Consider the following 21,375-nt stretch of genomic DNA (forward strand, 5'->3'; position numbering starts at 1 on the left):
AGCCTCGCCTCCTCCGCCGACACGAGCGTTGATGGGGCGGACTACTACCGGTCCGCGTACCGGCGGTTCCGGGAAACCATCCGCGCCGGCCTCACCGCAGATGTCCGCGACGGCCGGGAACCAGCGACGATGGACCCGGTGCGCGGCGCGAAGCAGCTTCTCGCCCTCTACGACGGGCTCCGCCTCCAATCACTCCTCACCGCGGACACCGACGTCGTCGACGAGTTCGACCGAGCAGCAACCCGGATGCGGCGCGGCTGGAGTGAGCAGTACGAACAACCCACCTACTGGGACATCCCCATCGCACCCCGCATTTAACGACGAAGGCGGCCGGGGTGGTGCCGCCTACAGCGGCACCACCCCGGCCAGGAGCGCCGCCGGTGCAGCAGACGGCACTCCAGCACGCCCAGGAGCACGCTCAAACCAGACGTGCCTGCGACACTAACCCCGACACGCACACTCGTCCACCGACGGCACCGGGGAAGCGCAGGGCGAGCCAGGCCGATCAGGCTCCCAGCTCGCCCCGCTAACAGCGGGAACCACCCAGCTGCTCCCCACAGCATGCACCGCACCCCCGGGGGTACGGTGCGAACCATGACCGCGACACGTTCCCGCCAACGTCGCTCGCGCCGCCGACAGCGGCCACCCCGAGGCGTCCGGCGAATGACCTGGTGGGAATGGGCAGGACTCGCTGCCCTCGCGGTTGGCGCCAGCATGCTTGTTGTTGCAGCACTCATCATCCACTGACCGCACACGCGCCGATTTGAGCGGTGCTCAGCACGGTGTTCGGGTAGGAAGAGGGTGCGCAGGCGGTGGTCATTGGTTCGGGTCCGGGACCACCGCCCGCGCGCTACAACGCCGTCGGGTTCGACGCAGGGTCAAGACGAAGCCAGCCCGGAAAACAGGGAATCGGGCACCCGCAACTAGGGGAACGCGGGGTAGCTCGGGTAACGCTACACCGCTACCCCATCGTGCTTCACAGAGCACCCTACGAGCCAGCCAGCACCTCGAAACCTGGATCGGTGAGGACTGCTTCCGCGGCCGGCACCGTCTGCTCGAGGCGATAGAACGCACCGACCTCGGTCTCGCCGGCGACGTCGGTGAGGAAGAACGCACCGTTCTCCAGCACCACCCGCCCCACGAGCTGATCGGAGTGGCCCTCGATGATGTCCCACTCCGTCTCGGACTTCCCCCGTAACCGCAACGCGTTCACGCCCACACCCCATCCCTGCCCGACCGCTGCTTCGGGGACCGGGACAGCATGATGCTCACACACCGTCAACGCCCAACCGGCAGGGCCCACCGCATGCGGACGAAACGACACCACCACCGTCCCCGACATTCGGCAGTCGTGCCACGCACACCGCACTTCCCACAGCACACCCCTGAGCACCGCCACCCCCGCTCCCCTACTGCGGCATATTCGGCCGCGACGGGACCGTAGCGCGCAAGGGGTGCCATCACCCAACCCAGCCAGCCACCCCCGAGCTAAGCGGATACGCGTTAGATCCTCGTTGCTCGCGGGCGCCTGGCTCGATAGCTGATCCTTTCGCGAGAGGGACACTGCCCGCTGCGCCTGGGCGAAGGCGGGCCTCCCCTCGCTCACACCGCGCTAGCGTCGTGACCTGAGTCACCGCCTGATCGTCATCCACGGATACACGGCCGATCCGTCACAGAAATGGTTCCCGTGGATCACGGAAACGCTGCACCGCCAGAACATCTCGGTGCACATCCCAGCCATGCCGGACCCGCACCACCCCGACGTCGCTGCGTGGGAAGCAGCCGCCGCCGAGGCGATAGGACAGCCCGACGACAACCTCGTTATCGTCGGCCACAGCTTGGGCTGCATCACAACACTGCGGGTACTGAGCGCCCTGCAGAAGCCGTGGCAGTTGGGAGGACTGATCATGGTGTCCGGGTTCGACGCACCGGTGCCGACCCTGCCCACCCTGGATCCCTTCACGACACCCGCTGCGGTCGACTACCCACAGATTCGCGCACGCACCCAGTTCCGATCGGTGCTGACCTCAAACACCGACAGCATCGTCCCGCCGCAAGCCAGCGCCACGCTCGCAGACCACCTCGGCGCGGTACTCCAGCAGGTGCCCAACGGTGGCCACTTCCTCGACCGACAACTCCCCGCTCTCCTCGAGCACATCACGGCGGCATTCCAGCAGTCGACGCAGCCCCGTTGACTACGGCGTAGTACCGGGGCTGCACCAGCCAGGTTGGCCGCGACGGATACGAGACGGCCTGCCCGCATCGGCTGGATCGTGAGAGCAAATCACGCGGCTTGACTGCACAGAGCAGCCCACCGTTGCGCCGGGGGAGCCGGCACAACGGTGGGCTGTCTTCGGGGTTCGCGGGCCCCTGTTCGTTCAGTAGCCGCTGTAGGAGGGTGCGTTCGCGGCGGCGGCGAAGATGACGATCGCGAAGACGATGGACAGCACGATCGATGCTGCGCTGATGATGATGCCGGCGAGGGCGAGACCGCGGCCGCGTTCACCGGTGCGCTTGATCTGCGTGAGCGCGATGATCGACACGATCAGGCCGCCGATGCTGACCACGAACGCGAGGATGAAGCCGACGATCGCGAGGACGCTGTACCGGTCCGACTGTCCCGGCGACTGCTGATACGGCTGCGCATTGCCGTTGTAGGGGTTGGGCTGGGAGGGCGTGGCGTCGCTCATTGCGGCGCGTCCTTTCATTCAGGGTGACGACGAGCTCTGCCGTCCTGGCTGGTAGAGATTTCGAAGGCGCAAGAGGTGTACGCGGTCATAGCATGGCGGTATTACTGCCGGCGTGCACATCGGTTTTTTTGCACCGTGGTGCTACACAAGAGGACATGGCACAGAAAGTCACGACCCACCTCATTGACGACCTCACCGGCGACACCATCACAGAAGGCGCCGGCAAGACCGTGCAGTTCTCCTTCGACGGTAGCCACTACGAGATCGACCTCACCGACGACAACGCCGACGCGCTGCGTGAAGCGTTCTCCGACTACGTTGCCGCCGCCCGCAAGGTGACGAGCCGGAGCGGGCGCGGCAGCTCGAGCAGCAAGACCCGTAGCAACCCGGACGAGCTCGCGAAGATCCGCGAGTGGGCCGCTGCCAACGGGTACGAGGTTTCCTCCCGTGGCCGGATCAGCCAGGCCGTCCGCGACGCCTACGACGCCGCCCACTAACCTCCCCCGCACCCGGAGCCGGATGCCCCTGTCCGACGCAGCAGAAGGAACTCCTCGAATGACACGCTCTCGCCGTCAGCATGTCCGCACCGTTCGCAACATCGGCACCATCGGCATCCTCGCCGGCGGTGTCCTCAGCGCCACCGGCGCCGTGGTGTGGCGTCTGGTCTCCGCCGAACTCACCGCGCAGAAGATCGCCGTCTCCCCCGACAGCAAGCTCCTCCCCGAACGCCCCGTCCGCGGCCCCCTCACCGCCTACGCGCAAGCCGAAATCATCAACACCCACGCCACCGCCATCAGCGACGGGAAAACCTTCGCCGAACTCCCCAGGACGACCCGAACCGGCCCGTCATCATGAACGCGTCATTTCTGCGTGCGTCGCTGTTCACGTCGGTGGTCTCGTTCGGCACCGCCGCGTTCGCCATCGGCCTCGGCCTCGTCACCTCCCTCTTCGGCATCGCCCTCCGACGCCTCGGGAAATAACCCCTCCTACAGTCCCGACCACGGCCGGATCGTCACACCCCTGACGCTCCGGCCGTTCCCGTTCCCGTCCACCTGCAGCAGACACGCAACGCGAGCGAAGTCCATGTCGCGGGACATCAGCCCACACGCTCAGCGGCCTCCAGCACGTCGTCAACCGCTCGCAACTGCTCAGTCAAATCCGCCCGCCGCGCGCGAAGCTTCTGCACCCAATCGGACGCGCCGACACCACCGCGATGCTCCTCCCCTCCGGCAGCTCCCGATTTACCCCAAAGACTGTTGACGATCACCGCGACATCCCCCAGCGGCAGCCGAATTGGCCGCATCTTCGCCGCAAACAGCAACCGAGCCACCGCATCCTCCGAGAACACCTGCATCCCACCTACCCCCGACGCACGAGCAACCCCAGCAGCAACGCACGCACGCACCATCTTCGGCGACATACCAACCGCAGCTACAACCTCATCAAGATCCACGTCACCCTCCGCTTGCTACACCGCACCACATTGCCACAGGCCGATACCGCGCTCTTATGTCAAAAACCGTAGGTACCGGCACATCTGCACCTCGCTCACCAGTACACCGCCACGATGGCAACTTCGAGCAAGGGCAAAGCTTCCGGCTCAGCCTCCGTGTCCTCGAGCTGAGGCCCCTCCGACCAAGGCCATAGCCCGAATTCGGTTCTTACGGCGTCACGCAGGTCTGCTCTAGCAACTTCCGATACCACAGATGGGTCTAACGCAATAGCGTTATCGATACCACGGAAGAATTCCGCCTGAGCCGACACGGCGAGCTGCTTTACATCAATCCTTGCGAAAGCTTTCATTTCTTCCGGTGAAAGCACCAGCTGGTCCACCCCCGCCAACTCGGAGACAAGTTGCAGGTACCGGATAATGACTTCTCGGACTGAGGTGGGACCGCCAACACCTACTGCCTCCTGATGGCCCGCCCGAAGCGCGCTCAGGAAGGTCGAACCAAGCCCGTCAACGGTTTCAGCAAGGTCCTCACTGACCGTACGAAGTATCGACCCGACGTACGAGTTGGTAGGACTGTCGCGAATGTCGGCAGACAAGATACGACAAAGCATTTTATATCGCGCCGGTCTGAACAGGATACGGCCGACGTCCCCCCAGAACCAGCGAGCAAACGTCTGCGACTCTAACGTCACCGATCTGCCGGTGGTTCCGGGGTTGGCGCTCGCACTGACCAGCCAAGGCTCACCCGCGACATCAGCAATAGTGACACTTGCAGCTTCTCCCCTAACGGGAATGGCATCGCCGTTCAAGCTGTCGATCAGCGTCACGAGCGGCTTCGCCAAATCGAGTTGGTCCCGCAACTCTGTCGTTAAGAAGGACGGATTAGCGTCCACGACGTCAGTAATGGCCGACACGGCGGTTCGTACCTTGAAGATATCGGCAGCTGCGATGGTGGTTTCAATCTCGAGGAGATCACCGCGTTGCAAATCACGAAGAGGCAGGCCCTGACCATACTTGCGGAGCGCCTTCGGATCGCGGTCATGAATCTTGCGCTGTATGCGCTTCGAGACAGGAAGCCGAAGCGGCCGAATGACAAACCGGTTGAAGTTCTTGTTGCGAAAACGCGCAAACGCCGATTGCGCAACCGATTTACGAAGTTCTTGAACCTCGTTACCGCGCGTTTGCTTGAGCGTAGGTGCGAAGCTTGCCTTACCGAATGGAGTGCTTGCTCCGACACTGCCCCCCAGTCCCGCTTCGCTCGAGCGGCTCTCCGTTGAAGTTCTTTGAACCAACACCTCGCCGTCAACGGATGCCAACAGGCTCTCGACGCTTACCTCATCCAGGTAAGCAAATTCTCGAATTGGCGACTCGTCAGTCGTTACCCGCCGGCTGAACAATCGAAATACCATCAGCTCTTCTTCGCTTCCTCTAGATCCCACGCGTCCCGAGCCCGTCGGATGAGAGTGTGTTGCTCGCGGGCACCCTCGTATCCGAGCATCACGTGCTCCAAGGACAGATACGGAGCGTTGGAAAGACGCTGCTGAGCCGCTGCCCGAGTCCAGATCAACCCAAGTTCTGCCGGACTCCAGCCATCTGTGACTGCAGCGATCCACGCCAAGACATCATTGGTAACCTTCGGGAACTCCCTGGCTTGCACGCGCACGATTTGGGCGCGCTCCGAAGCGTTGGGGAGTTTGAATTCGACGGGGTGATCGAAACGTCCAGGCCGCAGAAAAGCAGGATCTACATCTTCAAGCCGGTTCGTGGCGGCGATCACGAACGGCCGGGTCCGTACGTCAGCTCCGTCCATGGTTGCTAGAAGTTGACCGACCTGTCGGTTGACATAGTCCTCTGAGTCCGAACTTCTACGCGACCCAATGGTGTCAAACTCGTCGAAGAAGATGATTGAACGAGGATGCTCACGCGCAAGTAGGAAAAGTTGACGGATGACCAGCTCAGTGGCGCCAACCCATTTACTGACGAGTTCAGGTCCACTCACGGTAATAAGTTGCGCGCCTGTTTCCTCAGCAATTGCGCGAGCAAGGTGCGTCTTCCCAGTACCGGGTGGACCGAAGAAGATGGCTCCTGAAATTGCTTTCTCCTGGGTGTCGACGGAATCCGGCTCCCGTGTGAGGAAGCTTGCTCGCACTAAACGAGAGAGTTCCCTTGCCCGTTCCTCGAATCCGCCAACAGCCGCCAACCCGCTGCCCGCTTCGCGAAGATCGTCCACACGAAATGGTAAGTCTTCTCCGGCCTCGTTGCCAGAAACGATCTTTGCCTCCGTGGCGCTGAGAGGTAACCATCGGCGCATAGAATCATTGTATGCGTAAAAATTGCCAACTGTCGGGTTCTCAATGCTTTCACTATCAGCGGCGACAACCTTCCCCCCTATCTCGATGAGTGCCCTAGATCCCGCAGTATGCTTGAGGGTGCCGATAGTTTGAAACTGGCGTGGGAAGCCAGCGCCCTCTGGTGCTTCCTTAACGTATTCGAGGTCGTTTGAAACCCGTATGAAGGATCCCGCTACAACGTCGTTCAACTCTGAGACGTCGAGCTCGGCCATCAATCCGTTCGGGAACTCGAGCCATGCGCACTCGTTGTCATCGTCAACCGAGAGAACGCGGGCGTAGGTGTAGAAGTCGGGCATGGCTCAAGTATGGCTGACGGTACCGACGCCGTGACGGCAGACGAAGCCCAAGAGCGCAGAGTTGGGGTATACCCCATCGCAACACCGGTCCGAATGGTCAATTCGCGTGGTTCTGGGGTGCCATTTGGTCCTTTTGCTGCAGAAGTGTGCAAGGGTCTAGTAGTGGTGCAACACAAGACACAGATCGTCGCGTACGTTCGGGTGAGCTCGGCCGATCAGAACCTCGACCGGCAGCTCGAGACGATCGGCGGCGTCGATCGAGTGTTCGAGGAGAAGATCTCCGGCGGCTCCCGCGCCGACCGGACCGCGCTGCTCGACTGCATCGGGTACGTCCGTGACGGCGACGTCGTCCGGGTCGCATCCATGGACCGGCTCGCCCGCTCCCTCGCCGACCTCCGCGACATCGTCGACGAGATCACGGCCAAGGGCGCCTCGGTCGAGTTCGTGAAGGAACAGCAGACCTACAGCCGCGACACCGACGACGCGATCGGCCGGCTCATGCTGAACCTCCTCGGCGCATTCGCCGAGTTCGAGCGCACCCTCATCCGCGAACGCCAACGCGAGGGCATCCGCATCGCCAAGGCCGCCGGCAAGTACAAGGGCCGCAACCGCAAACTCACCGACGACCAGATCAGCGAAGCACGCCGCCTCATCAGCACCGGGGTTCCGAAGACCACTGTCGCTCAAGGGCTCGGCATCGACCGCACAACCCTCTACCGGATGCTCGCGACACCCATCTCCCCCGCTGCCACCGACGCAGCCGCTGGCAACGTCGTCGGCGAGTAGCGTTTAGCGCCCCTTCACCGGGCATTTTTGCGGGACAGGCATACGGGAATATCCCTGGTCAGGCGGCCGTAGGCAACGGAACTCGTTGTGAGCGACAACTGTCGTGTAGCGGTGAACGACCGCCTTACGGGACAGCTCAAAGCCCGCGCCCCAGGTCTGAGTAGCGTGCTTGGGAGCGGAAACGGAGCCCCGATGTCTGGACAGCAACTTGCGATGGTCACCATGGGGTGCTTTGTGGTCGTCGCCAGCATCGGCGTGATTACAACCTCGCGCGGATTTGCACGCGCCATCTATAAGTCATCCTGGGCAGGCTCGGAGTACCATTCCGGCCGCGACTCGCGCGCGTGGGCATAATCGGTGCTGGCGCGATCGGAGTCTTGATCGGCGCGACTGTCATCGTTCTGGCACTCACAGTCACCGCCTCCGGACCGGAGGCCGCCTGATGATCGGCCTACGGAGGGGTGAACGCCCGCGATCCGATCCTCAATCGTCGTCGCGCCCTGCGCGAAGCGCGCGTCGACCGGCGATTCGCTGATAGAGCTTGTAGACGAAGACGACTTCCAGAAAACCGAAGAGCACCAGGGCTGCGATGGCGAGCAGAACACTCGCCGGGGCTTCACCAGTGGTGAATGCGATGGTTGGTGCCCCCAGGACAAGTGCACCGCCCACTAGGGCGTTGAACCAAGCCCCCAGGATACCGGCCGGAGCATCAGGCACGTTGTCTATCCAGCGATCCGTCACGGCGCCCACGGTACTCGGGGGGGCTGGCTCGGGCGGTGTCCGCTAGCCGATCGTTGCCCTGAAGGGATCGTTCAGAATTCAGTACCGCGGGCGCGGAGCCCGCTGGCGCGATGTTCTATGTCCGCGAGGGCGGCGATGACTGCTGGGTCGCGCTGCCGCCACCGGTCCACAACATCTGTGCCGAGTGTCGCAGCAGTATTTCGGTGCAGCCCGCGAACGGCGAGGAGTTCGGTGCCTGCGGGGGTCCGACCAACTCTGTTTGTTGCGGTCGCGGTGCGGATGAACCGGCCGCGGTATCGGATCCAGGTCAGGAGGAGCATCAGCAGCAGGATCACGATCACGCTTCCGCCGGCCAGGTGCGCTACGTGCACGGTCGCGTCGTGCTGCTGTGTGCCGGCGTCGGCGATCGCACCAGCGTTCCGGCTCGCCTGCCGGAGTGGTGTACTGACGGTGTCGCCGGCGAACGGGATCTTGCCAAGCGCGGCCGCGGTCTTGGCGAGCTGCTGCTGGAACGCGGACCCTTCCGCGTGTACTCGAGTACCGATGTCCGAGAGCCCACTAATTGCCGCCGTGAGCGCGCGGCCGAGGATGACGGCAGCGACGCCTCCTGCGACCACGAGCAGATCGAAGAGCACTTGCCCTGCTAGTCGGATCGGGCGTGCGTCGTAGATTACCATGCGTTCACCTTCCCGCGAAGCCTGAAACGATGTCAGATACGACCCGTAGTGCGGATGCGATCCCGAGTGATGCCATGCGGCTATTGCCGGCGAAACAGCACGGCGGTGATGGCTGCGGTGACGGTGAGTGCGGCAATCGTGATCCAGGTGCGGCGTCGTCGCTGCAGGAGCACACCGAGGCTGTAGCCGGTACGGGTGAGTGCGTCGTGGTCAGCGGGAGCGCTGCGGTGCCGGTGTTGGTTCCTCGCGGTCATGAACGCGGTTCTGTGACTGCAGTTGGCGTCAGCGAGGATGGCAGCGCGTACACAGCCTGCTCAGGGGTGAAGAAGCTGCCGAGGTCTCGGTCGGTGGTGTCGGTGAGGTAGTAGTCGCCGTTCTCCCGAACGATGTAACCGACGCGGGCGCCGGTGGCGGCGTCGTCGATGGCCCACTCGGTGTCCGTGATGGGGTGCAGCAGTGGTGTCAGCATGTGCGGTCCAGGAGGTTGGGGCGGTAGTCACGCCAGCAGATGAGGTGGTGTGCGCAGAGCCGAAGCGGCACCCCACCAAGGGCCGGAGCGCCCTTGGTGGGGGTGGCGCGATCGGTGCAGGTGTAGACGGCGCAAGGGATCGCGTGGGTGATCGCGGTGAGGATGTTGCCGTCGGCAAGGTGTGGCATAAATCGTGAGGGAGGGGTGGTGGTGGCGGGATGGAATCCGCCACCACCACCCCGGTTTGGGAGGCGGCGGTCAGGCTCGGGGGGTGCGCCGGGTGAGCAGGCCCCACAGCAGGAGCACGATGATGGAGCCTGCGATGGCGATGATCCAGGACTGGATGCTGAAGAAGCCGGTGTAGTCGACGTGGAAGATCAGGCCGCCGAGCCAGCCGCCGAGAAGCGCGCCGATGACGCCGAGGATCAGAGTGGTGAACCATCCGCCGCCTTGCCTGCCGGGGAGGATCAATTTCGCGATCGCTCCGGCGATGAGGCCGAGGAGGAGGAAGCCGAGGAAGCTCATGGGGTCTCGTTTCGCACGGTGCCGAGCTGGGGTGTCGGCGGGATGAGGATGAGGTGTTCCAGTCGCTGCAGTCGCTGCAGCAGCGCCCGATGCTCAGGGGTGAGGTCGGTAGGGATCAGCATTCCGCGGCAGGGGTGCGGAAGAAGTCCGCGTAGACGGGTTCCCGGTAGGCAGGGATCGTGAACGTGGCGGTGGTTCGGCGGTGGATGATGGCGGCGAGTTCGTGCGGTGGGGTCAGTCCCCGCCGGCGCCACTGCGCGGGGATTCTCCGGAGTTCCTCGATCGATCGTGCCGCCGTTACCGGCCGTGTCATGCGGCGAGCAGCAGCAGCGCGGCCGTGGTTGCGGTGATGCTTACGATCCCGGTGAGGAGGGCGGTGCCGAGCAGGATCTGGGTGCGGCGGTGTTCTCGGACTTCAGTGAAGTCGAGACCTGCGGCGCGGAGCTGTCCTCGCGTCATGCTGATTCCGTTCGGCTGAGGGACACTGCGATGCGTCCCGGTGGTGTGGAGGCTGCGCCTCTACCGGTAGGTCGTGGCATCACCCAAGTTCGTCACACCTGGAGCGAAAGATTCTTCGGGGCGTGGGTGCCAGGGGCTGCGGCGGTGCTCTGGGTGGACGTGCCAGCGGATGATGCCAGCTGCCAGGATCACTCCGAACGCGGCAGCTCGGACTCCGTGCAGCAGCCGAGTGTGGCGCCACCAAAGGCGCCGCATCAAGGTGGGCTGGGGAGGGGAAGGGGACGTTGCGGACTAGTTCGCGTCGGCCGGGTCATCGCCGTCCGTGGGGATGTTGACGTCGGTGACGGACACGTTCACAGCGGTGACGGTGAGGCCGACGTAGTCCGTGATCGCGGTGGCGACGGCGACGCGCACCTGGTCGGCGACCTGGACCACGTTGAAGGGGTACTCCACGACGAGGGTGACGTCCGCGGACGCGTCGGTGTCGCCGACCTCGACGCTGACGCCCTGGGCGAGGTCAGTGCTGTTGACGACATTCCGGATCGCGCCGAGCGCACGCGCGGCACCACCACCGAGGGCGTGGACGCCGGTGACCTCGCGGGCGGCGATGCCGGCGATCTTCGCCACGACGCTGTCGTTGACGTCGGTCGTTCCGCCGATACCGGAAGCGTTGCCGACCGGCGCGGCCGTCGTGGGGGTGATCTTCTGCGTGGTGTCCGCCATGGGGTGCTCCATCCGTGTCAGCCCCGTGACTGACGGGGTAGGGGTGTGTTCGCTGGTAGGTCGGAGCGAGCCACGGTTTCGTCACACCGTCGGGTGAGATTTCTTGTCGAACACGGTTCGGGTGCAAAGATGACCGGTATGCCCGAGTCCGCCGCCCGTGTCGCATTGCAGCACGCGGACGACACCACGTTGGTGGAACGGTCAGCCGATGGGGATGTCCGCGCGTTCGAGGTCCTGGTCCGCCGGTACGGGTCGCTGATGCGGGCGTACGCGCGCCGCACCCTCGGTTCCTCCGATGAGGTCGACGACGTGGTGCAGGAGACGTTCGTCACCGCCTGGCAGACGATCAGCCGTCTCGAGGACCCGGCGAAGGTGAAGTCGTGGCTGATGCGGATCGTGTCGCGGCGGTGCATTGATCGGATCCGTGCCCGCCGGTTCCATGACGACGTCGACGACACCGATGTCGCCGGACCCGATGAGCACACCCCGGCGCGGATCGTGGAGGCGACCTCTCGGCGGGAGGCAGCGAACCTGGCGTTGCAGAACCTGCCCGAGGAGCAGCGGCGCTGCTGGCTGCTGAAAGAAGTCGCCGGGTACTCATACGACCAGATCGGTGAGGAACTTGACCTGCCGGCGTCCACCGTGCGGGGGCTACTGTCGCGGGCGAGGAAGAACATGATTACGCAGCTGGAGGGATGGCGATGACCACGACTCCGCCCGACGGCGACGACCTCACCGTCCTCGCGTTGGAACCCGACGACCTCGACGGGCACAGCATCGACGAGCTCACCGACTACCTCGACGCCGGCATGCGCCCCGCTGACCCGTCGATCGATGACTCTGCCGCTTGCCAGAACGCTCTCGCGGCGATCAGCCGGGTCCGGCTCTTCGCCGGTGACCTTCTCGAAGCCGACGCCCTCGACGAACCCGACCGCGACGACTCCTGGGTGACCGGGATCCTGCAGAACATCACCCTCGAAGCCGCCGCCGGCCGCGACATCCCCGTGTCCACCTCAACGCTGAGCGAGGACATCGTCCTTACCGAGGGCAGCGTCCGGGCCCTGATCCGCCGTGCTGGCGACGCTGTCGACGGTCTCCTCATCGGCCGGTGCTCCCTCGACGGTGATGTCACCGACCCGGCCGCTGAGGTCACCGTCACGGTCGCCGCGACGATCCTCTACGGCCACTCCATCCCTGGCGTCACCGACCGGGTTCGCGCTGCGATCCATCACGAACTGCTTCGTCATACCCGGCTCCGTGTCGCCGGCATCAATATCAGTATCCGCGACCTGCACCTCGAGCAGCCCCCGGCGAAGGAGATCACCCCGTGACCGACACCCTCGCCCCCATCCTCACCGGCATCGCCGCCGCCGCCCGCGCGGTTCGGGGCGTGCACCGCATCTACCCGCCCACCCGCAGCAGCACCCTCGTCACCGCCCTCACTGCACTCAGTGGTCGTGACGTCGACGCCCCGAGCGATGACCTCATCCACGTCGACGGGACGGAAGCGACGATCGCGATCGCGGTCACTGATGAGTTCCCTGCCCCCAAGACCGCCGCACGCGTCCACGATCTGCTCCTGGCTCAGCTCGTCGCCGCAGGCGTGGACATCACTGTCGTCCACGTCCGCGTCGTCCAGATCGACTGATAGCCAGCCACCACGACGACGAGCCGCCCCGACCGAAATGGTCGGGGCGGCTCGTCCGTTATAGCGGTGCCCTACTCGTGGTCGCCGTCTTCTTCGGGGTTGAAGTGCGAGTCGGTGTCGGAGAGGCCGGCGGCGACGCCGTCCGGGTGGTTCGGGATCGTGCCGTCATCGCCGAGACCGTCCGGCTTCACGGTGCCGTCCTCGTCGTTGGTGGGGACCTCGATGTCGGGGCCCTCGAGGGATGCTTCGTCGGGGTTGCCGAAGGGGGTGGTGTCAGTCATCGCTATCTCCAAACAGGTTGTCGGGCTGTGGGGTGGGTTACTTGCGTTCTTCGAGGGTGAGTGCCACACCGAGCGCCATGAACGTGGGCGCCCAGTGGCCGATGAAGATGCCCCACCGGTCGGACTGTGCCTTGCTGTCGGACTTCTTCCCACGAGAGATCAGCCAGCTCAGCAACGACAGCCCGATCGACGCGAACCCGCCGATGTAGGCGTGCTCGCTCTTCACACCGATGCTGGACAAGTACGACACAGGATTCATGATCCGACTCCAATCGCGACAGGTGATGCCACCAGCGTGCTCCGTGACCGCGGCCCCGTTGCAGCCCCGCCTCACACCCGCAGCGCTCTCCGAGCATCGACCTGAGAACGGGGTACGAAGCACCTGCCTAGCGTTGCCCGAGCTGCGCAGAGACCTAACCACCGGCACCCGACCCAGGTGCCCGTGCGTCTCACCTCACGCATCAGCGTCGGCCCGACCAAGCCGCAGCAGAGCGGGGTGCCCGTGGTAGACCCGAACTACCGCAGGCACCCCGCTCCCTTCTCGTGATTCTTCGGAGCCCGTCAGCCGGTCGGCTACCGGACTATGAAGGTGTGTCGGTCCCAGACGGATGCGTCACCGGTCGAGCGCTACGCCGTCGCGAAGACCGCCGAACGGCTACAAGCCCAACGGTCGCACCTATTGCCGGCATCGCGGGCGTCAGGAACCAGGCGGCGACGATGAAGCTGATTCGACTTGCGGGGGCTTCAACCCTGAGAAGGAGTACCAACGCGACCGTGCCCAATGCGAGCGCGATGAGCCACAGAACGACAGTCAACACGGCCAGGGCCAGGACGACTCCTCGACGGCCGCGCTGCGCATCAGGCGTCGTCATTCATCTATCGAACCAGTTGGCATCCGTGGCGTCCCGGTGGCCGATCCTCTTACTGGGCCCCTCGCCGTTCCCAGGGAGAGAGCAAAAGCGCGCGTTCGTCGGCGGATTCCCTCAAGCCCCCCCCTGCAACACACCGCGTCTCACAAACCGCCATGATCACGCGACAGGGCCCTCACCAGGTCGAGACGACTTACCGAGACAGACCAACCCTGCCCAACTGCTGGCATCGTCGACGCGACAATGTGTCTCACGCCGGCGTCTCGAGAACCTATAGGTTTTCAACACTCCACAAGTGGGGGCGTCGCAATGATGCGTGAGCTCGACGTTGCGGCCATGCTGAGAGAAGCGCACGTCCCGAGCGCTCCACGTCGGTCCGGCACATGTTGGACGGGGTGGCTGACCCAACCCGAAAGGACGCGACGCGATGAGCGACGCCACCCCCTCCGCTAACAACAACGCCTCCGCGCAGCCGTACCAGCAGCAGGCATCCTCAGACCGGTATAGCGTCCTCGCGATCGTCGGTTTCATCCTCGCGTTCGTGGTCAGCATCGCCGGCCTAATCGTCTCGATCATCGCGCTGACGCAGATCAAGCGCACCGGCGAACGCGGCCACGGTCTCGCCCTCGCCGGCGTCATCATCAGCGGCGCCTCGATCGTGCTCAGCATCATCTTCTCGATCGTCATCTTCAGCGCCGCCGCCAACATGCCCACTACCGGCGGCTACTGACCTGCAACCACCACCAGCGTCGGCACCCTGCCCGAGCAGCACTTCTCGAGGCGGGGCGCCGACGCCTAGACACCATTCAGCCGCTTCCGCTCCGTGGACCGCTCGAAACTCCTGGGGACGACGCGAGCGCAACCACACCGCCGCTCGGCACCGCCTGGCACGGCAGTTTCAAGAAGTTGTTGCAACGGGAAGATGATGAGCAAGTGAAACGCTTCGTCGTTTAGGGGGACTGCGCTGCCCGCCGATTGAGCCTTCGCAGGCTCAGACCAGCAACGGCGGAGGCGACAACCGCGGCTACCGGAGCGACCGAGGCTCCGGTGAAGACACTGTTTAACAGCCAGGTGAGCGCCAGACCTGCGCACATACCCACGGTCCCGCCTGTGACGATGATCGCTGCTGCTTGGCTCCGCGGCTTCCCCCGACGATCACACTGACGCCACAACCAAGACGTGACAATTCCGGCGCCCGCCCCAACGAGCGCGAAAAGGATCGCGGCAGGTATCGCATAGATCAGGGAGATGACCACCCATGTGATGGTCATGGATAAGAATCCCACACCACCCGAGCCGTAAGGCGCGGGGCGTGGCTGCGCCGATCAGGTCGGAACCACGCCCCGCTGACAGCAGGAACCACCCCACCGCCATCATCAGCATGCCGCAAGACCAGTCGGCGTACCGTGCGGACCATGGCAGGCACACGTCCCCGTCGACGTCGTTCACGTCGGCGGCAGCGGACACCCCGCGGTGCCCGGCGGATGGCCTGGTGGGAATGGGCCGGTCTCGCAGCCCTCGCAGTCGGTGCTGGCATGCTCGTCGCCGCGGCGCCCATCATCCGCTGACCGCCGCAGCACCACTCCGCTGAGGGAGCCTCAGTGCCGTCAGCGGCTAGGCAGGAAGGTCGCGGGCGGTTGCTGATGGTTCGGGCCCGAGAACAACCGACCGCGCGCTACAACGCCGCCGTGTCGGCCCCGCGGGGCAGCGTGAAGAACGCTATGCCGACAGTCCGATTCCGCGTTCAGGCCCTGCCACAGCAGCTACGCCGTCGACGGCGGCTCATACGACGGACCACTCAGGATCGTTTCCGCGGCCGGAACGGTGTGCTCGAGGCGGTGGAACGCACCAAGCTCAGTGTCGCCGTCGACATTGGTGAGGAAGAACGCACCGTTCTCCCACGCCACCCGCCTCACCACCCGGTCGGAGCGGCCCTCCATGATGACTAGTCGATCGCGTTATGGCACGGCTACGAGCACCGGGACGGAACGCCACCACCTCGACGCTTAGCCAGACTACTTCTTGCGCTGGAGGAATAAGGCTAGAGCAACTCCAACAATTACAACAATGAAGATGATAAACAACCACGGCGGGAGAGAATTGCCATCCTTGGGGATAGCGGCGGTCACCGCGGACAGAACTACCAAGGTGCTCAACATCATTTTATCCTAACTGAGCTGGAACGATTGTGACACGGAAGCGCTACAGAATGGCGTCGAGTACCCTGTACCCACTGATCCACCTACGTTACCGCCTGTATCCGCGCTGATCGATCCGTAGCCGGCGCTACACGAAACGTCACCACCGAAACCAGTACCAACATTGCCGGTACTACTTGACACCGACCCTCCAACGCCTGGGTTGCCAGCCCCCAATGAGAACGTAAGGCCAGTATGGCCGCTTGAATCGACCGAGTACGTTACTCCTCCGCAGATCCAGTAGCACCCCTGCACTCCAACACCAATGGTCGAGCGACCACTCGAGTCTGATGAGTTGATCGGATCGAGACCGGCGTACGCGTAACGGTTCGCGTTACTCGGGCTGAGGGGCGCGTCGAGGGTGTCACGTTCGATCCAGGTGCCGGTGGTGGAGGACTGCCAGCGGTAGCCGAACTTGGTGAGCCCGGTGTCGGTGTTGCTGGCGCGGATACCGGCCTTGTATCCGTAGGGGTTCTGCTGCCACTGCGCGCTGCTGCCGCCGTCGGCGCTGACCTGCTCCTTGCCGTATGCGTCGTACGTCACCTTGTAGGCCACGGCGCCGGTGTCCGCGATCGAGGCGACTGGGTTTCCAATTCCGTCGAGAACGTACATGCTCGTCGTGCCGTCTGTGGTCCGAAGATCCAGCGGCTGGCCGGTGGTCGGGTCGCTGATTACCGCGGCCGTGCCGGTGCCAACTAGCTCGCGGCTGCTGATCACGGGGACACCGTTCGAGTCGGACGTGCCATAGGTGTAGCCGTACTCCGCTCCCCCGTCGGTCGCCTGGTAGAGCAGCTTGTTCATGTCCGCGCCGGCGTACTCGTACGTGGTTTTCTTGCCGTCCTTCGTGGAGGACGTCATCTGCTGCGCACCGTTGTACGTGTACGTCGCACCCGGCGAGGCGGTCATGTTGCCGGTCTTGTCATACGCGTACCCAGTGGTGGTGATCTGGCCGAGCGCGTTGTAGCTCAGCTGCTGGTCGCTGACCGTCGCTTCGGTGGTGGCGTTGGTTGCGGTGGCGCGGGTGCGGTTGCCGGCCTTGTCGTAGGTGAACACCCAGTTGGTTGGGGTGTCGCCGCCGGACTGGGTGATCTTCGTCAGTCGACCGGAGGTGTACCCGTACTTCGTGGCCTGCCCAGAGCCGTCGCGGGTCCACTGCAGCTTGCTGCGGTCCTTGGACTTGTCGCTGTCGTCGCAGGTGCCGTCAGACGGCGCCTCGAACTGGTAGCAGTACTTCGTGTTCACCTCGAGCGCGGCGTCCTTGCCCGTCCAAGCCTTGATGTGGGTGATCTTTCCGGAGGAGTCGTACTCGACCTGCTGGTGCCCCGTCCACGACGCCGGCTGCACGCCGGCAGTCGCGTTGCTGGGGGCGCCGAGCCACGTGTCGGTGCGTCGTCCGTGGTCGTCGGTCAGGTAGACCTGCTTCGCCGTACCCGCCTTGGTCGGGTACGTCGTCGCGGTGAGCACGTTCGACGGGTCGTACTCGTGCGTCACCTGCCCCCTGCGCGTCCGTCACTGTGACGGTGTTGCCAGCGAGGTCGTAACCGTAGGAGACCGTTCCACCACCGGCGGTGTTCACCGTGGAGGTGAGGCGGTTCCGCTGGTCGTACGTGTTGGTGATGGTGCCGGTGGCGGAAGTCTCGGTGAGGAGGTTGCCGTTGCCGTCGTACGACCTGGTCACCGTGGCGGTGCCGTCACTGAAGGCGATCGAGGTGGTTCGGTCGTCGTTGTCATACCCGTAGGTCGTCGTGTTGCCGCGACCGTCGGTCTCAGTCCGCACACGCCCGAACGCGTCGTACGTGTACTCCTTCGCGCCGACGATGTCAGTGTTGCTCGAGGGGTTGTTCGGCGCGGTGACCTTCTTGAGCTGCTTGTTCTCGTACTCGTACTTCGTTGGGTTACCGCCGTTGCCGGGTGCGGTCGCGGTCTTGACGGTGCCGTCGGAGTTGTAGTCGAGCTCCGCCTTCGCCGCGTCCGCGGTACCTCCGGTGCTGGTGGAGGTCTGGTTGCCGACCCCGCTGTACTCGTACGACGTGCTGTCGCCCGCGGAGTCCGTGGTCGAGGACGGCAGGTACTTGTTGGCGGCCCCCGGCGCATCATAGGTCGCAGATGACGACGAACCTGAGCTGCTCGTGCTCTTCGTCAGCGACTGGCTCTCGTTCTTGCCGTACTCGTTCGTCGACTTCGACTGAGCAGAGTCACCCGTACCGTCTTCCTTCCCGACGGTCGCAGTTGTGACGCCGTTGTTCGCCGGGTTGTACTCGCGGCCCCGCTCACGGTCCGCCGGGTCGACGGCCTTCTTCACGAGGTCGGTGTCGTAGAGCGTGTACGTGGTGTGCTTGGCGTCGGCGACCGCTGCCGACTGGTCGGACCGCGGGTCTGCAACCAGCGTGGTGTTGTCGTCCTTGAACGAGAACCGCGTCACAGCGGTGCCCGGGGAACCGGCGGTGGTGTTGCGCTGCTCGACCTTGGTGATCCGGTCGGACGAGTCGTACGTGAACGCCGTCACGCCGCCCTCGGGTGCGGTGATCGTGGTGAGGTCGCCGTTGGTGTACCCGAAAGTGGTCTGCTTGCCGGTGGCTTCCGTGTACGTGGTGATGTCACCCGTGGCGTTCTTCGCCCACGAAACCGACCGAGCACTTGACCCGGAGCCCTGCGTGAACGTCTGCGTCCGATTCGCGTACGACGACGTCGCAGTCTTCTGCGCGGCCGTGCCAGCGGTGGATACGAGGCTGGTCAGCTTGTAGCGGTCGTCCGTGTCGAAGGTGAAGTCTACGATGTTGCCATTGCGGTCCTTCACCTTGGTGGGCTGCCCCGCAAGGTTGAACACCGTGGTCTGGTTCGTCGTCCAGCCCTTCAGCTGGTACTGCGGGCTCTCACCCGCCGGGGTCGTCCGGGTCAGGGTCTGCTGCAGACCAGCCGGACTGATGAACGCACCCTGAGCCCCCGACGGACGGAACTGCCACGCCGTGCCGACAGCGTCGGTGTAGATGACACCGTCGGCGTTCGCGGTGAGATCCCCCGCGCCGGCGAGGGCGTACTGCCACCGGTTCGCATCCATCGTGTTCGCATCCCCCACGGTGGTGCTGCGGGAGTTGTACGCGGCACCGATCGTGGTGTTCTGCGTCACACCCGGCAGGCTCATCGCCGTCGTGGTGACGAGCAGGTTGCCGGTGCCGACGTCGACGGAAGCGTTGGTCTGGTCCGTGATCGGGAACGGCAGCGTCGTCGCCGAGGTGCGCTGACCGGTCCGGTTCGTGTTGCCCGGGCCACCAGGCAGCGAGTTGTAGGCACCCTGCAGGTCCACGAGGTAGTTCATCGCCGCCGTGCCCATGTTCTTGATGCGGATCTTCCCGTTCGCACCGACCGGCGCGATGACCGTGTTCGTGACCTTCGAGGTCCGGTCGCTGCTGATCGCCGACGACTCCGGCTCCGCGGCACCGTCGGCCCACATCTTCGCGTACGAGTCAGCACCACTGTCGTTGACCGCGGTGAACGTCACGGCGACTGCGGACAGTCCCCCCTCGACCGTCGGAGCCCCCTGCACCCCGCCGACCTGGACCGTGAACGATGCGCCCGAGGCGATGCTCGAACTGTTGCGGGTGTCGATGAGCCGGCCGTTCAGCGGGGTGAAGCCACCGCCCGGGTTCGACTGGAGGAAGTAGCCCTGGATGTCGACGACGAGGTCGATCTTCCCGCCCTCCGCAGCAGTGTCGATGCTGAACTTCCCGTCGGCACTCAACGCGACCTGCGCGTTCATCGCCGTCGTCTGGCCCTCGGTCGAGTTGTAGTTCAGCACCCCCGTGCTGCGAGTCTCACCGGTCGGCGTGGGACGCACGTAGCCGGCCTTGGCCTCACGGTTGATCACGATGATGTTCACCGCGACCGCCGCAGCACCCGCCGGGATCCCATTCGACCCGGTCGCCTGGATCGTGCGCTGCGAACCTGCCGGGATCTGCCCCTGCGCGGCACCGATCCCGCCACGCGAGTCCAGGACGCGAGCGGGCGACATCGCCACGAACCCACCGGCCGAGACACCGTTCTTCGTCGACGTGTAGTACCCGGTGACGTCGATGATCACCTTCGACTGCGCCGTCTCCGTCCGCACCTGGATCGTGCCATCATCCGCCACCGCGAGCAGGCCCGTGTTCGACGTGTTCCCGCCGACACCAGAGTTGTAGATCATCATCAGTGTCGTCGTGTCGTCAGCGTCGGCGCGCATCTGCAGCTGCCCCGACCCCGACGGGTCAGCGATCGTGACCATCATCGTCACCGCGCCGATCCCCGACGACGGCAGCCCGGCCACGCCGGCGACCTGCACCGTGCGGAACACGCCCTTCTCGGTCGCACCACCCAACACACGGGCGTTGGACGGCATCGGCACGTACTGCCCGCCCGACCCGGTCACAGCCGCCTGCGCCGGTGCCGGCTGCGACACCACCACCAACAACGAACCAAGCAGGGCGACCAACGTCACCACTGCCAGCATCACTCCACGAACACGACCGGATCACGACGCAGCGAACACGCGAGAAAAACCCCTCAAGACGTCGCAGCAGACACAGCCCCCATGGCTGCACTGCGCAACTTCACAGGACTTTACGGAGCATCACTCAGCCCCACACCCCCCCACAAGAGGGGCCGCACCACTCCCCCACCCCCGTAGCGCACGCATCAGGTTCGGTGTGAACTCCCTCATGACGCCACGACTGCCCCCCGGTCACAGTCCACCGGCACCACCTCACCGTCAAGCACTCGATCGATACTGATCGCCGAAGCCGAAGAGCTCGCAGTTTCCCGCTTGCACTCACGACTTAGCCGGCGCTGCACGTACCATCCGTTTCGGCCGTGTAGCGGAGCTCCGCGACCAATATGACCTGATCCAGCTCGCCCGCTGCCTCGCTTGGTCCCCACGATTGCGCCGCGTCCCCAAGCCTTGCAGACAAGGTGTTTAGTCCTCGCCCCCACTTGGGCGGCGGTTCGTTTCCTAGAAGTTCTTGCCTCGGGTGGCGTGGGAAGATAGTGGAACAACTACCGTTTCGAGTGGCGCCGGGCGAAACGGATCGCCGGCAGGGCGATGGCGAACCGGTCTCGTCCGCGGATGACGACGGAGCGGTACGACCGATCTTCCAGGTGTTGGTCTGCCAGAGGAAGATGAGTCGGTGGTCAGGTCGGCGACCTGGTGCAGTGCGAGGCGTTCGGCTGCTGGGGC

28 protein-coding genes are annotated in these 21,375 nt (G+C 64.6%); 11 read left to right on the forward strand and 17 right to left on the reverse strand.

Annotation, left to right across the window (positions count from 1 at the left end; all coding sequences use genetic code 11):
* Positions 1-318: TetR family transcriptional regulator C-terminal domain-containing protein (locus H7A73_RS16155; protein ID WP_182066886.1), on the forward strand; the 318-nt coding region annotated here is incomplete at its 5' end.
* 670 nt (positions 319-988) lie between these two features.
* Here H7A73_RS16155 and H7A73_RS16160 read toward each other — a convergent pair.
* Positions 989-1,399 (reverse strand): hypothetical protein, encoded by a 411-nt coding sequence (locus H7A73_RS16160; RefSeq protein WP_182066887.1) that lies wholly within the window; start codon positions 1,397-1,399, stop codon positions 989-991.
* Between the two features lie 247 nt (positions 1,400-1,646).
* Here H7A73_RS16160 and H7A73_RS16165 point away from each other — a divergent pair, with 247 nt between their 5' ends.
* Positions 1,647-2,195: an RBBP9/YdeN family alpha/beta hydrolase gene (locus H7A73_RS16165; RefSeq protein ID WP_259362958.1), complete on the forward strand. Its 549-nt coding sequence runs from the start codon at positions 1,647-1,649 to the stop codon at positions 2,193-2,195.
* 183 nt (positions 2,196-2,378) lie between these two features.
* Here the strand turns inward: H7A73_RS16165 and H7A73_RS16170 are convergent, their stop codons facing one another.
* On the reverse strand, positions 2,379-2,690 hold the full coding sequence (locus H7A73_RS16170) for a DUF4190 domain-containing protein (RefSeq protein ID WP_182066888.1): 312 nt from the start codon (positions 2,688-2,690) through the stop codon (positions 2,379-2,381).
* A gap of 155 nt (positions 2,691-2,845) precedes the next feature.
* Between H7A73_RS16170 and H7A73_RS16175 the strand changes: the two genes are divergently transcribed.
* From H7A73_RS16175 to H7A73_RS18175, 3 genes are read left to right on the forward strand one after another with little or no spacing between them, the layout of a single operon-like run.
* A complete protein-coding gene (locus H7A73_RS16175) occupies positions 2,846-3,187 on the forward strand; it encodes a histone-like nucleoid-structuring protein Lsr2 (protein WP_182066889.1) in 342 nt (113 codons plus the stop codon).
* 58 nt (positions 3,188-3,245) lie between these two features.
* A complete protein-coding gene (locus H7A73_RS16180) occupies positions 3,246-3,545 on the forward strand; it encodes a hypothetical protein (RefSeq protein ID WP_259362951.1) in 300 nt (99 codons plus the stop codon).
* Positions 3,542-3,670, forward strand: a complete 129-nt coding sequence (locus H7A73_RS18175) for a hypothetical protein (RefSeq protein WP_259362952.1) — start codon at positions 3,542-3,544, stop codon at positions 3,668-3,670. Before H7A73_RS16180 ends, H7A73_RS18175 begins: the two co-directional genes overlap by 4 nt.
* 116 nt (positions 3,671-3,786) lie before the next feature.
* Here H7A73_RS18175 and H7A73_RS16185 read toward each other — a convergent pair whose 3' ends face one another.
* The 3 genes from H7A73_RS16185 to H7A73_RS16195 all read right to left on the reverse strand — a co-directional run bounded on the left by H7A73_RS16185 (position 3,787) and on the right by H7A73_RS16195 (position 6,790).
* The gene (locus H7A73_RS16185; protein ID WP_182066890.1) at positions 3,787-4,044 is read right to left on the reverse strand and encodes a hypothetical protein; all 258 of its coding nucleotides are present in this window, start codon (positions 4,042-4,044) and stop codon (positions 3,787-3,789) included.
* Positions 4,045-4,238: 194 nt separating this feature from the next.
* Complete coding sequence (locus tag H7A73_RS16190) at positions 4,239-5,552, reverse strand: hypothetical protein (protein WP_182066891.1); 1,314 nt, start codon at positions 5,550-5,552, stop codon at positions 4,239-4,241.
* Complete coding sequence (locus H7A73_RS16195; RefSeq protein ID WP_182066892.1) at positions 5,552-6,790, reverse strand: ATP-binding protein; 1,239 nt, start codon at positions 6,788-6,790, stop codon at positions 5,552-5,554. The genes H7A73_RS16190 and H7A73_RS16195 overlap by 1 nt, the downstream gene beginning before the upstream one ends.
* Before the next feature lie 165 nt (positions 6,791-6,955).
* Here H7A73_RS16195 and H7A73_RS16200 point away from each other — a divergent pair, with 165 nt between their 5' ends.
* Positions 6,956-7,576 carry a recombinase family protein gene (locus tag H7A73_RS16200; RefSeq protein WP_310648869.1) on the forward strand — a complete coding sequence of 207 codons (621 nt, stop codon included), beginning with the start codon at positions 6,956-6,958 and terminating at the stop codon, positions 7,574-7,576.
* Between the two features lie 483 nt (positions 7,577-8,059).
* On the opposite strand, the gene H7A73_RS16205 is transcribed toward H7A73_RS16200, so the two are convergent.
* The 7 genes from H7A73_RS16205 to H7A73_RS16235 form a co-directional block, all read right to left on the reverse strand.
* Positions 8,060-8,317 carry a hypothetical protein gene (locus H7A73_RS16205; protein ID WP_182066894.1) on the reverse strand — a complete coding sequence of 86 codons (258 nt, stop codon included), beginning with the start codon at positions 8,315-8,317 and terminating at the stop codon, positions 8,060-8,062.
* A 71-nt stretch (positions 8,318-8,388) separates the two neighbouring features.
* The gene (locus H7A73_RS16210; protein ID WP_220456634.1) at positions 8,389-8,952 is read right to left on the reverse strand and encodes a hypothetical protein; all 564 of its coding nucleotides are present in this window, start codon (positions 8,950-8,952) and stop codon (positions 8,389-8,391) included.
* A gap of 122 nt (positions 8,953-9,074) precedes the next feature.
* Positions 9,075-9,248 (reverse strand): hypothetical protein, encoded by a 174-nt coding sequence (locus H7A73_RS16215; RefSeq protein ID WP_182066896.1) that lies wholly within the window; start codon positions 9,246-9,248, stop codon positions 9,075-9,077.
* On the reverse strand, positions 9,245-9,463 hold the full coding sequence (locus tag H7A73_RS16220; protein WP_182066897.1) for a hypothetical protein: 219 nt from the start codon (positions 9,461-9,463) through the stop codon (positions 9,245-9,247). Before H7A73_RS16220 ends, H7A73_RS16215 begins: the two co-directional genes overlap by 4 nt.
* A gap of 258 nt (positions 9,464-9,721) precedes the next feature.
* Positions 9,722-9,988: a GlsB/YeaQ/YmgE family stress response membrane protein gene (locus tag H7A73_RS16225; protein ID WP_182066898.1), complete on the reverse strand. Its 267-nt coding sequence runs from the start codon at positions 9,986-9,988 to the stop codon at positions 9,722-9,724.
* Between the two features lie 309 nt (positions 9,989-10,297).
* Positions 10,298-10,447, reverse strand: coding sequence for a hypothetical protein (locus H7A73_RS16230; protein WP_182066899.1), 150 nt, complete (start codon positions 10,445-10,447; stop codon positions 10,298-10,300).
* Positions 10,448-10,738: 291 nt separating this feature from the next.
* Positions 10,739-11,170 carry an Asp23/Gls24 family envelope stress response protein gene (locus tag H7A73_RS16235; RefSeq protein ID WP_259362955.1) on the reverse strand — a complete coding sequence of 144 codons (432 nt, stop codon included), beginning with the start codon at positions 11,168-11,170 and terminating at the stop codon, positions 10,739-10,741.
* A 138-nt stretch (positions 11,171-11,308) separates the two neighbouring features.
* On the opposite strand from H7A73_RS16235, the gene H7A73_RS16240 reads away from it, so the two are divergent.
* Genes H7A73_RS16240 through H7A73_RS16250 form a run of 3 tightly spaced genes read left to right on the forward strand, consistent with a single transcriptional unit; the run spans position 11,309 to position 12,818 of the window.
* Complete coding sequence (locus tag H7A73_RS16240) at positions 11,309-11,875, forward strand: RNA polymerase sigma factor (protein WP_182066916.1); 567 nt, start codon at positions 11,309-11,311, stop codon at positions 11,873-11,875.
* A complete protein-coding gene (locus H7A73_RS16245) occupies positions 11,872-12,501 on the forward strand; it encodes an Asp23/Gls24 family envelope stress response protein (RefSeq protein WP_182066901.1) in 630 nt (209 codons plus the stop codon). The genes H7A73_RS16240 and H7A73_RS16245 overlap by 4 nt, the downstream gene beginning before the upstream one ends.
* Positions 12,498-12,818, forward strand: a complete 321-nt coding sequence (locus H7A73_RS16250) for a hypothetical protein (RefSeq protein WP_182066902.1) — start codon at positions 12,498-12,500, stop codon at positions 12,816-12,818. The genes H7A73_RS16245 and H7A73_RS16250 overlap by 4 nt, the downstream gene beginning before the upstream one ends.
* 71 nt (positions 12,819-12,889) lie before the next feature.
* Here the strand turns inward: H7A73_RS16250 and H7A73_RS16255 are convergent, their stop codons facing one another.
* Together H7A73_RS16255 and H7A73_RS16260 are read right to left on the reverse strand one after the other, a co-directional pair.
* Complete coding sequence (locus H7A73_RS16255) at positions 12,890-13,099, reverse strand: hypothetical protein (protein WP_182066917.1); 210 nt, start codon at positions 13,097-13,099, stop codon at positions 12,890-12,892.
* Positions 13,100-13,136: 37 nt separating this feature from the next.
* Complete coding sequence (locus tag H7A73_RS16260; RefSeq protein WP_182066903.1) at positions 13,137-13,358, reverse strand: hypothetical protein; 222 nt, start codon at positions 13,356-13,358, stop codon at positions 13,137-13,139.
* Positions 13,359-14,395: 1,037 nt separating this feature from the next.
* On the opposite strand from H7A73_RS16260, the gene H7A73_RS16265 reads away from it, so the two are divergent.
* Positions 14,396-14,698 carry a DUF4190 domain-containing protein gene (locus tag H7A73_RS16265; protein ID WP_182066904.1) on the forward strand — a complete coding sequence of 101 codons (303 nt, stop codon included), beginning with the start codon at positions 14,396-14,398 and terminating at the stop codon, positions 14,696-14,698.
* A 685-nt stretch (positions 14,699-15,383) separates the two neighbouring features.
* The gene (locus H7A73_RS16270; RefSeq protein WP_182066905.1) at positions 15,384-15,536 is read left to right on the forward strand and encodes a hypothetical protein; all 153 of its coding nucleotides are present in this window, start codon (positions 15,384-15,386) and stop codon (positions 15,534-15,536) included.
* A 195-nt stretch (positions 15,537-15,731) separates the two neighbouring features.
* Here H7A73_RS16270 and H7A73_RS16275 read toward each other — a convergent pair whose 3' ends face one another.
* The 3 genes from H7A73_RS16275 to H7A73_RS16285 all read right to left on the reverse strand — a co-directional run bounded on the left by H7A73_RS16275 (position 15,732) and on the right by H7A73_RS16285 (position 20,640).
* Entirely contained in the window at positions 15,732-15,908 is a 177-nt protein-coding gene (locus tag H7A73_RS16275; RefSeq protein ID WP_182066906.1) for a hypothetical protein, read from the reverse strand.
* Positions 15,909-16,136: 228 nt separating this feature from the next.
* Entirely contained in the window at positions 16,137-17,408 is a 1,272-nt protein-coding gene (locus H7A73_RS16280; RefSeq protein ID WP_182066907.1) for an RHS repeat-associated core domain-containing protein, read from the reverse strand.
* Positions 17,368-20,640: an RHS repeat domain-containing protein gene (locus H7A73_RS16285; RefSeq protein ID WP_182066908.1), complete on the reverse strand. Its 3,273-nt coding sequence runs from the start codon at positions 20,638-20,640 to the stop codon at positions 17,368-17,370. The genes H7A73_RS16280 and H7A73_RS16285 overlap by 41 nt, the downstream gene beginning before the upstream one ends.
* Positions 20,641-21,375: the final 735 nt, after the last annotated feature.

Source organism: Curtobacterium sp. ME12, from assembly GCF_903970855.1.
Taxonomy (GTDB): domain Bacteria; phylum Actinomycetota; class Actinomycetes; order Actinomycetales; family Microbacteriaceae; genus Curtobacterium; species Curtobacterium poinsettiae_A.